Raw genomic sequence first — 11,951 nt, 5'->3', positions numbered from 1 at the left:
GCACATTCGTGGCCGCTGCGGGCACCTTTGATCCGACCGGAGCCAGCCTTGGCGTTTACACCTTTACGTACGGCATCCCCGCCAGCGGCGGCTGTGCCGCCGACGATGAGACGGTGACGATCATCATTGAAGACTGCTGCCCCGATACCCCGATCCTGAGCATCGGCTCGGTGGAGTGTGTGGACGCACTGACGTTCCAGTACACCTTTGCGGTCAGCGAGGGTGCGACGGTGAGCAGCCTTAACGGCTCGGTCAACGGCAACGTGGTTACGGTGTCTCTGAACACCAACGACGTACTGACGGCCTACAACGACATTACCTGCGACGAGGTGAGCCTGAGCGTGACGAGTCCGCTGACCTGCGTGATCGACTGCGAGCAGCCGGACCTGACGCTGGGTAACGCGATCTGCGCCGGCGGCACTTACTCGGTGGCCTTCACGGAGACCACGGGTGCGACGATATCGGTAACCCCACTGTTGGGCGGTATTGTGATTGGTGCGAACCTGATCACGGGTGTTCCCCTGGGGGTCGATCTGGTGGTCACGGCAGTGAACCCCAATGACGTCAGCTGTCTGACGGTACTGACGGCGACGAGCCCGACGGCCGAAGAATGCGGACCGGAATGTCCGGAGGAACTGATCTCGGTCAGTGCGCTGGGCGTCTGCTCTGCCGACGGCAGCACCTACTCGGTTAACTTCGTCCTGACGGGCGATGCGGTCCTGACGACGGAGCCGGCGGTGGGCACGATTGGTGCCAACCAGATCACGGGCATCCCGGCGGGTACGAACATCCGCCTGATCGCCACGGATGCTGACTGTAATAAGGTAGACGATATCCTGGTGACGGCACCGGATTGCTGCCCCGACGCCCCGATCCTGAGCATTGGCTCGGTGGAGTGCGTGGACGCACTGACGTTCCAGTATACCTTCTCGGTCAGCGAGGGTGCGACGGTGAGCAGCCTTAACGGCTCGGTCAATGGCAACGTGGTTACGGTGTCTCTGAACACCAACGACGTACTGACGGCCTACAACGACATTACCTGCGACGAGGTGAGCCTGAGCGTAACGAGTCCGCTGACCTGCGTGATCGACTGCGAGCAGCCGGACCTGACGCTGGGTAACGCGATCTGCGCCGGCGGCACCTACTCGGTGGCCTTCACGGAGACCACGGGTGCGACGATATCGGTAACCCCACTGTTGGGCGGTATTGTGATTGGTACGAACCTGATCACGGGTGTTCCCCTGGGGGTCGATCTGGTGGTCACGGCGGTGAACCCCAATGACGTCAGCTGTCTGACGGTACTGACGGCGACGAGCCCGACGGCCGAGGAATGCGGACCGGAATGTCCGGAGGAGCTGATCTCGGTCAGTGCGCTGGGCGTGTGTTCTGCCGACGGCAGCACCTACGCGGTGAACTTCGTTCTCACGGGCGATGCGGTCCTGACGACGGAGCCGGCGGTGGGCACCATCGGTGCCAACCAGATCACGGGCATCCCGGCGGGTACGAACATACGCCTGATCGCCACTGACGCGGACTGCAACAAAACGGACGACATCCTGGTAACGGCACCCGACTGCTGCCCCGACGCCCCGATCCTGAGCATCGGCTCGGTGGAGTGCGTGGACGTACTGACGTTCCAGTACACCTTCTCGGTCAGTAAGGGTGCGACGGTGAGCAGCCTTAACGGCTCGGTCAACGGCAACGTGGTCACGGTGTCTCTGAACACCAACGACGTACTGACGGCCTACAACGACATTACCTGCGACGAGGTGAGCCTGAGCGTGACGAGTCCGCTGACCTGCGTGATCGACTGCGAGCAGCCGGACCTGACGCTGGGTAACGCGATCTGCGCCGGCGGCACTTACTCGGTGGCCTTCACGGAGACCACGGGTGCGACGATATCGGTAACCCCACTGTTGGGCGGTATTGTGATTGGTGCGAACCTGATCACGGGTGTTCCCCTGGGGGTCGATCTGGTGGTCACGGCAGTGAACCCCAATGACGTCAGCTGTCTGACGGTACTGACGGCGACGAGCCCGACGGCCGAGGAATGCGGACCGGAGTGTCCGGAGGAGCTGATCTCGGTCAGTGCGCTGGGCGTGTGTTCTGCCGACGGCAGCACCTACGCGGTGAACTTCGTTCTCACGGGCGATGCGGTCCTGACGACGGAGCCGGTGGTGGGCACCATCGGTGCCAACCAGATTACGGGCATCCCGGCGGGTACGAACATCCGCCTGATCGCCACGGACGCGGACTGCAACAAAACGGACGACATCCTGGTGACGGCACCAGTTTGTTCCAATCTCGTCAAACTTAACGTCAAAGTTCGCCTGCAGGGCGCTCTGTTGGGATCCTCTGACGGAAAGATGAGGGACGATCTGCGGTCACGCGACTTGATCCCAAGTAATGAGCCTTATACTGCCTTATCCAACTATACGCACGTTGGCGGCGGCGGTATGGAAGCCATTATGGACCGGGCTACGGTACTGGCGGATCGTGGAGATAACTCCATCATCGACTGGGTCTTTGTGGAGTTGCGCTCTGCGGCAGATCCAGCTCAGGTAGTGGCAACGCGTGCCGGCTTACTGCAAAAGGATGGAGACGTAGTTGAAACGGACGGCGTGTCTAGCCTTTGCTTTACCCAATCCTCCGCGGGGGATTATTACGTAGCAGTTCGTCACCGCAACCACATCGGTACCATGACGGCTAATTCCTTCCCGCTCACTTCGGAAGGAACGGAGGTCGACTTCACGGATACATCGCTTGAATTGTGGACCAACCAGCCTAATTACGACGGAATTGAACAAGCAACCATTGGTGGGGCCTACGCGCTTTGGGCCGGGAACACCAATGCCGATGACCGGGTCGTATTTGCGGGCCAGGTTAACGATAAAGACATCCCCTTTAACGAGGTGGACAATGCACCGGGAAATATTCTCCGGTTCCAGACTTACGTATACGGAGGATACCACCTCGGAGACGTAAACCTGGACGGAGACGCCATTTTCGCCGGTCAGAATAATGACGTCGACCACATCTTCAATAACGTGGATGGATTCCCGGTAAACATACTGAGGTTCCAGACCTACGTCATGCTCGAACAATTGGCAAAGTAACCCATCCTGTACTGCACTCATGGTGCTCACCCAGGACTATGGGCGGGCTCCGTGAGTGCAAAGGACAACTAATCATAATCATGAATTTAATTCGAACCTCCTTTTTTGTCACCTTGATGTGGCTCTGTTCGGTGTCCTTCCTTAGAGGACAGGATGAAGTCACTTACGGATTCCTGCAGAACTCAGAATGTAGTACTGAGATAACCGCAGTTGCTTATCCGAATTTTACCTCCAACAACGTAACGATCTCTACTTCGGTCTTTACTTTTTTGGTACCGGAAGGGACCGCTACGGATCCGGCCATTACCCCGGTTCCGTCTCCCCCGGGTAGTTTTAATAACATCACGGGCACCTGGGCGGTGCAGTATCTGACGGAAGACGTGTACGATTCCTTCGCCGGCACTACGGACGGCCTAGGTGGCAAAGACGTTTTTCAGGTAATCCTGCAAAACTCTCCCAGCCCCATTACCTCGTCTGGTCAACCCCTGTCCCTGTTCTCCTTTAGTTTGCCGAGTGACTGTATGGGGGGCAATATTGAAGTCCTGACGAACGACAGTCAAATTGCCATGGACATCTTTAGCGTTTTCGGGGCCAACCCCAACAACCAGATGTCCATCAGTATTGATGATGCCCCCGCTGACGATAAATACGTGGGGAATGATCCGGCTTCCTTCTCCATTTCCTGTCCACTGGTAGAAGAATTTAATCCCCTGGATGACACGGCGGAAGCCTGTGGGGAGGCTCCGATCAATATTGATGTTCTGGCCAATGATGAGGGCCTGGTATGCATTGATGAAACAACCCCGCTGACCATTACGGTCAACGCCAGCAACGGTACCGCAACGGTGGATGACGGTGGCACCCCGGACGATCCTCGGGATGATACCATTGAGTTTGCCGCCAACCCCGGATTCGTTGGGGTAGAGACCATCATCTACCAGATTTGTAACGTAGATGGTGACTGTGAAACGGCCATCATCAGAATCACCGTGTTTGATTTGCCAACCGTGAACCCCGAGGTGGAAACGGTGGATATTGGCGCTACGGTAATGATTTCCGGTAACGCAACGCCAGGGGGAGGAACGATCGTTTCCCATTCCTGGGCCATTTCTGATGGAGGCACTACCGGGATTACCCCCGCAAACCTGTCCAACGAGAATATGGAAGACCTCACGGTAGATGCCACGGGCCTTTCCAGTGGAACGGTAACGCTCTCTTATTCCGTTGCGGATGATAACGGGTGTATGGCTTCCGGCACTACAACCCTGACCGTTAATGATCTGCCCGTAGCCAACGATGATGTTGCCACAACGGACGAAAATACCCCGGTTAATATACCGGTACTGGTTAACGATGATTTTGGGGGAGATGGCCCGGGAACGGGGCCCATCACGGTCACCGTTGGCGCCAGCAACGGTACGGCCACGGTCAACGATGGCGGAACGCCCAACGATCCCACGGATGATACCATCGACTATACCCCGGACGCCGGTTTCTCCGGTACGGATATGTTTAGCTACCAAATCTGCGACAGCAATGGAGATTGCGACGACGCGGAAGTTACGGTAACGGTGCTGGATGCCGTCATCGGTGTCGCTAAGTCCGCTAGTCCGGTAATCAACAACATGGACGGAACCTTCACGACCACGATCACGCTGACCCTGGAGAACTTCGGAGCAACCATCCTTGGTGACGTCCAGGTTACGGACGACCTGAGCGCCTTTGGACTACCGGGCGATTTGGACATGGCGGACGAATATGCGGTGAGCAACCTAATGATGGTTTCCAACAGCGCCGACCCGCTGAGCGTAAACGCCGGCTTTAACGGCGCCGGAGACGTAGAACTACTTGACGTAAGTGCTGGCGGTACGCTGGCCATCGGAGAAGTAGCCACCCTGAGTTTTGACCTGACGTTCAACCCCAGTCAGTCGGCCTACGAGAATACGGCGGTGGCCAGCGGCGACGTTCCGGCCAACGATGACCCCACCGGTATGGACGACGACGATCCGGACGACACCACGGATGACTCCACGGACGGTACCGACCCCGATCCCAACGATGACGATGATCCGGAAGAGGATGTTCCTACGCCCATCGACCCGGATGATGTGCCCGAGGCAAACGACGATGTTGCCACCACCGATGAGAGTACGCCGGTAAATATTCCCGTTCTGATCAACGATGACTTTGGCATTGATGGTCCGGGTATGGGGCCCATTACGATTACGGTTGATGCCACCAACGGTACGGCTACGGTCAATGATGGAGGTACCCCCAATGATCCTACGGACGATACGATTGACTACACCCCGGACCCTGGCTTCGACGGTACGGACATGATCACCTATCAAATCTGTGATAGTGACGGCGACTGTGATGACGCCGTGGTTACGGTGACGGTACTCGAAGCGGTTATTGGTATCGCCAAAGCCGCCAGCGTGGTCATCGATAATCAGGACGGAACGTTCACGACTACCATCACCCTGACCCTGGAAAACTTTGGCGCAACCGTCCTCGGAGATGTTCAGGTGACGGACGACCTGAGTGCCTTCGGATTACCCGGAGACCTGGATGCGATCGATGAATACGCGGTAAGCAACCTGATGATGGTCTCCAACAGTGCCGATCCCCTCAGCGTGAATTCCGGATTCAACGGAGCAAGCGACCTGGAACTGTTGGACGTGAGCGCGGGCGGTACGCTCGCGATCGGAGAAGTGGCTACGCTAAGCTTTGATCTGACCTTCAACCCCAGCCAGACGGAATACGAAAATACGGCGGTAGCCAGCGGTGACGTTTCGGCCAACGACGATCCTACGGGCATGGACGATGACGATCCCGACGATACGTCGGATGATTCTACCGACGGCACCGACCCGGACCCCAACGATGATGCCGATCCGGAGGAGGAGATTCCCACGCCAATCGAACCGGACTTCAGTCCACTTGCCGTTGACGACGTCGCCACTACGGACGAAAACACCCCGGTAAATATCCCGGTATTGGTCAACGATGATTTTGGTAACGATGGTCCCGGCACGGGCCCCATCACCATTACGGTGGATGCCACCAACGGTACGGCCACGGTAAACGACGGTGGTACCCCCGATGATCCTACGGATGACACCATTGACTACACTCCGGATCCGGGCTTTGACGGTACGGACATGATTACCTACCAGATTTGTGACAGCGACGGCGACTGTGATGACGCCGTGGTCACCGTTACTGTTCTGGATGCTCAGATTGGTGTGGCCAAGTCCGCCAGTCCGGTCATCAACAATATGGACGGAACGTTTACCACCACCATCACGCTGACGCTGGAGAACTTCGGGGCGACCGTCCTCGGGGATATCCAGGTGACGGATGACCTGAGTGCCTTCGGCCTGCCCGGGGACCTGGACGCCGAAGACGAGTATGCCGTGAGCAACCTGATGATGGTCTCCAACAGCGCCGATCCGCTGAGCGTAAATGCGGGCTTCAACGGAGCCGGAGACGTGGAGCTACTCGACGTAAGCGCGGGCGGTACCCTGGCCATCGGGGAAGTAGCCACCCTGAGTTTCGACCTGACCTTTAACCCGAGTCAGTCGGAATACGAAAATACGGCGGTGGCCAGCGGTGACGTTCCGGCCAACGACGACCCCACGGGTATGGACGACGATGACCCGGACGATACCTCGGACGATTCCACGGACGGCACCGACCCCGACCCCAACGATGACGACGATCCGGAGGAGGACGTACCCACGCCCATTGATCCCGACGATACGCCGGAAGCCAACGACGACGTAGCCACTACGGACGAGAATACGCCAATAAACATTGGTGTACTGGTTAATGACGACTTTGGGGTTGACGGCCCGGGAGTAGGGCCCATCACGATTACGGTGGATGCCACCAACGGTACGGCCACGGTAAACGACGGTGGTACCCCGAATGATCCCACGGACGACACCATTGACTACGTCCCGGATCCGGGATTCGACGGTACGGACATGATTACCTACCAGATTTGTGACAGCGACGGCGACTGTGATGACGCGGTGGTCACCGTTACCGTTCTGGATGCTCAGATTGGTGTGGCCAAGTCCGCCAGTCCGGTCATCAACAACATGGACGGTACGTTTACCACCACCATCACGCTGACGCTGGAGAACTTCGGGGCGACCGTCCTCGGGGATATCCAGGTGACGGATGATCTGAGTGCCTTCGGCCTGCCCGGGGACCTGGACACCGAAGATGAATACGCCGTGAGCAACCTGATGATGGTCTCCAACAGTGCCGATCCGCTGAGCGTAAATGCGGGCTTCAACGGAGCCGGAGACGTGGAGCTACTCGACGTAAGCGCGGGCGGTACCCTGGCCATCGGGGAAGTAGCCACCCTGAGTTTCGACCTGACCTTTAACCCGAGTCAGTCGGATTACGAAAATACGGCAGTGGCCAGCGGTGACGTTCCGGCCAACGACGATCCCACGGGCATGGACGACGACGATCCGGACGATACCTCGGACGATTCCACAGACGGTACCGATCCCGACCCCAACGACGACGACGATCCGGAAGAGTACGTACCCACGCCCATTGATCCCGACGATACGCCGGAAGCCAACGACGACGTAGCGACGACTAACGAAAATACGCCGGTTAACGTTGACGTGCTGGATAACGATGATTTTGGGGTGGACGGCCCGGGTATGGGTCCCATCACGGTTACTATAGGCGCCACCAACGGTACGGCTACGGTAAACGATGGCGGTACCCCCAATGATCCTACCGACGATACGGTCGACTACACGCCCGATGCGGGATTCTTCGGCACCGATCAGTTTACCTACCAGATTTGCGACGTGGACGGTGACTGCGACGATGCCGTCGTCACGATCACGGTCAATCCTACCTCCGTCAAGCTACTGGTGAAAATGCAGCTGCAGGGTGCGCTTTTGGGTTCTCCCGACGGATTGATGCGTGACGACCTCCGCGCTCAGGATCACCTGCCAGCATCCGAACCCTACGGCGCACTGGCCGGCTTCGTCCACGTCAATAATGATACCGACGAGACGATTGCTGATCCCGGTACGGTATTCGGTGATTATGATGAAAACTCCATCGTGGATTGGGTCTTCGTCGAACTCCGCGATCCGTCTAACCCCGATCAAGTGGTCGCAACCCGGTCCGGATTAGTACAACGTGATGGCGATGTGGTCGACCTGGACGGTACGTCTCCGCTTTGCTTCCCTGGCTCCTTACCCGATCAATACTACGTGTCGGTTCGCCATCGTAATCACCTGGGAACCATGACCGCAGATCCCTTCCAGCTAATGGCCGAGGGTACGTTGGTAGACTTCACGGACACCAGCCTTGACCTGTGGAATAATTTCCCCGTACTCGATGGGGTAGAACAGATCACCGTAGACGGCAAGTATGCGCTTTGGGCGGGGAACACCAACCTGAACAACAGCGTAATCTTCGCCGGTCAGCAAAATGACAAGAACCCCATCTTCAACGAAGTGGACCAGGCCCCCGGAAACGTTTTCCGCTTCCAGACTTTCGTTCTGCCCGGGTACTTCCTCGGCGACGTGAACATGGACGGTAATTCCATTTTCGCCGGTCAGAATAATGACGTGGATCCCATCTTCAACAACGTTGATGGCCACCCCCGAAACACGGCCAGATTCCAAACCTTCGTGATCCTGGAGCAACTGCCGGAATAAAGTCTATCCCCAGACCGCTGGAGGGCCCGACCATACTTGGGTCCTCCGGCGATCTTCAAACCAAAGAAAATGAAGGATTTCGACGTGGATATTCTCGGCGTTGGTTTTTCCCGGGCGAAACCAGCTGCCTGCCCTGAGCAACGGCCAATTGTGCATTATTGGTCCTGGTCGGGAGCCCGGTCTCACAAACAATCAATCAATAAGTATAAAATGAAACGACCGTTACTCTCTATCTTTTTTCTGGTCGCCGCATTGTGTTCCGTTCAATTAATGGGCCAATCGGTTACGTATGGCTTCTCGCAAAATGAAGGGGAGCCCCTTGAAATCACTGCGCTGGCCTATCCTGACTTCTCGTCGACGAACGTCACGATGGCCACCGCAACTTTTTCCTTTTTACTGCCCACCGGAACGGAAATTATTCCCGTGGTGGATGGATTTCCGTCCACTATGGGGTCCCCCCTCAACAACATCACGGGCCTTTGGAACGCTCAGGTGATTACTCCGGAAAATTACCTTGCCGTGGGCTTTGATCCTTCGGCCAATCCGGCCGATCTGGAAGGGAACGACGTCTATCAGGTGGTGCTGCAAAATTCACCGGAACTCACCAACGTCGTGGCCAATGTTCCCATCCCACTTTTCTCCTTCGTTTTACCCGAAGGCTGTGGTGGCGGAAACATTGAAGTGCTTACGAACGACAGTGGGATACAAGCCGCAATTTTCAACCACACCTTCGCGAATTTTAATAATGAAATGTCGTTGAGCGTAAATGACAACCCGTCAACGGACGGATACGAGGGCAATGAACCCGGAGGATTTTCCATTCCCTGTAGCTGCGACGATCCCATTCAGGCGGCGTGTATTTCCGAACTGAACGTGACGCTGAACGACAACTGTCAGGCCTTCATCATTCCCTCCATGGTGCTCACCGGGAGCTATGATTGTGCCGATGACATCAACCTTTCGATTAACGGAACCGAATCCAACGTGGTCACGGGATGTGGGGAGCATACCTACATGGTCGAAATTCTCGTGGAGGGAGAAGTAGTCTATAACTGCTGGGGTACCATCATCGCCGAAGACAAGACGCCTCCCGCGGTGGTATCCACTCCCGAAGATGCCACGCTGCCCTGCACCGATTTCGAAGCCATCATGCTCACCATGCTGGACATTAACATCAGTCGCTGCTGGGAAGTGGCGCGTAACGGAGAGGGAGTGTATGTTACCGTCCCCGGTACCATGGCCCCTGCACTTGCTGATCGTTTGGATTTGGTCGCCGGAGCGCAGGATGCCGTGGTTGTTCCGGAATTCACCGACGGCTGTGCTCCTCGCCTCCAGGTTTGTGTGAACGACGTAGCTACCTTCGGCGAAGACCCCACCTGTGATGACATCACCATCACGCGTACCTTCACCGCTACCGAAATCAGCGACTGTGAAAGCGCTGCTGGCGAAGAGAACGGTCCTGCCGTTACCTCTTTCGACATCGACTTCCTGCGCCCCGGTCTGGAAAACGTACAGCCCTTCGCTGACGAACTGGACGTAGCCGAGTACGAGTGTGACGAGACCCTGACGCTGGGTGCCAACGGTAACCCCGTTCCCCGCGCTGAAGACCTGCCCTTCGTGCAGTTCGGTGATCGTACCATTCCCCTGGTACTTGAAGGTGCGGTTTGTAACCTGGCCCTGACCTACGAGGACGGCCCCCGGATCCAGACCTGCCCCAATACCTACAAGTTCGTACGTACTTACACCGTCATCGACTGGTGTGAGCCCCAGGCTCCCCTGACGTACACGCAGGTAGTTAAGGTTGGTGACACCACCGCTCCTGACTTCACGGCTCCCACGCAGGACCGCGACTTCGACGGTACCATCGACGACGGTCCGCTCGAGTTCAGCACCAACGCTGGTGACATCTGTGCTGCCTACATCCGCTTGGACGATCCTAGCATCGTACTGACGGACAACTGTAGCGCCGGCATCGAGCTGAAAGCTGACATCTACCCCTTCCAGGACCTGAACGGCGCGCCGATCGGCACCTTCTTCCTGGACCTGAACGACGGCGACGCGGAGATTGCCGGTCCGATCCCCGCCGGTACGCACACCCTGCGTTACACCTACACGGACGACTGCGGTAACGCTGACTTCACCGACGTACCCTTCACGGTCATCGACCGTACGGCTCCGGTGGCCATCTGTGAAGACGGCCTGAACATCAGCCTGACTTCCGGTTCTTCTACCGGTGGTGCCAGCACTGGTGTTGCTGTCCTGACCCCCGAAATGATCGACAACGGTTCTTACGACGACTGTGGCGACGTAACGCTGCACATCGGCCGCGTACGCCAGCTGGCTAACGGCACCTACGAACTGCTGCCCGGCGCGGTGTACACCGACGAGCTGCTGCTGACCTGTGCTGACCTGGGCAACGTCCTGGTTGGTCTGCGCGTCACGGACGAGCGTGGTAACGTAAACTACTGCTGGCTCGAAGTACTGGTGGAAGACAAGGCCCGCCCGGTCTGTTTTGCTCCGGCTCCGGTCAACATCAGCTGCATTGCTTACAACGCTGAGCTTCCCGCCGACATCAATGAGGCCACGGATGAGGAGCTGGACGCTGCCTTCGGTGCGGCTACCGGTATCGACAACTGTGAGGTAACGATCACCCAGACGATCAGCGGTGACGTGAACAGCTGTGGTGTTGGCCAGTTTACCCGTGTCTTCACGGCCACGGACGGCCAGGGCCTGACCAACGCTGCTGCCTGTACGCAGCGCATCACGGTCTACGGTATCCACGACTACACGCTGACCTTCCCCACGGACGAGGAAGCTGACTGTGCCGTAGTTCCCGACTACGACGGCATCGGCATCGACGAGCGTGCCTGTGACCTGATCACGATCAACCCCAGCGTGGACACCTTCCGCACGACGGGCACGGCTTCCGAGGAGTGCTTCAAGCTGGAAGTTACTTACGACATCATCAACTGGTGTGAGTACAACAGCATCGGCCAGGCTTACCTGATCCCCCGGGATCGTGAGGGTGACCGCAACCCGGAAACGGAGCTGATGTACCTGCACGTACGTCCTGGTGTTAGCCAGACGACGACGGCTGACGACATCGCCTGGTTGAGCAAGTTTGCTG

2 protein-coding genes and 1 pseudogene are annotated in these 11,951 nt (G+C 57.5%); all 3 read left to right on the top strand.

Features of this window, described 5'->3' with window-relative positions; translation table 11 throughout:
• Positions 1-3,116 (top strand): hypothetical protein (locus E1J53_RS24040; protein ID WP_173021620.1); only part of this gene is annotated, 3,116 nt, incomplete at its 5' end.
• Positions 3,117-3,196: 80 nt separating this feature from the next.
• Positions 3,197-8,824 carry an Ig-like domain-containing protein gene (locus E1J53_RS23625; protein WP_134274128.1) on the top strand — a complete coding sequence of 1,876 codons (5,628 nt, stop codon included), beginning with the start codon at positions 3,197-3,199 and terminating at the stop codon, positions 8,822-8,824.
• A gap of 210 nt (positions 8,825-9,034) precedes the next feature.
• Positions 9,035-11,951 (top strand): annotated as a pseudogene (locus tag E1J53_RS23620) (hypothetical protein); the annotation flags it as partial.

This window comes from Lewinella sp. W8, assembly GCF_004375085.3.
In the GTDB taxonomy this organism is placed as follows: domain Bacteria; phylum Bacteroidota; class Bacteroidia; order Chitinophagales; family Saprospiraceae; genus Neolewinella.
Note: the sequence above shows the minus strand (reverse complement) of the source record. Positions and strands in the feature narration are given on the sequence as shown.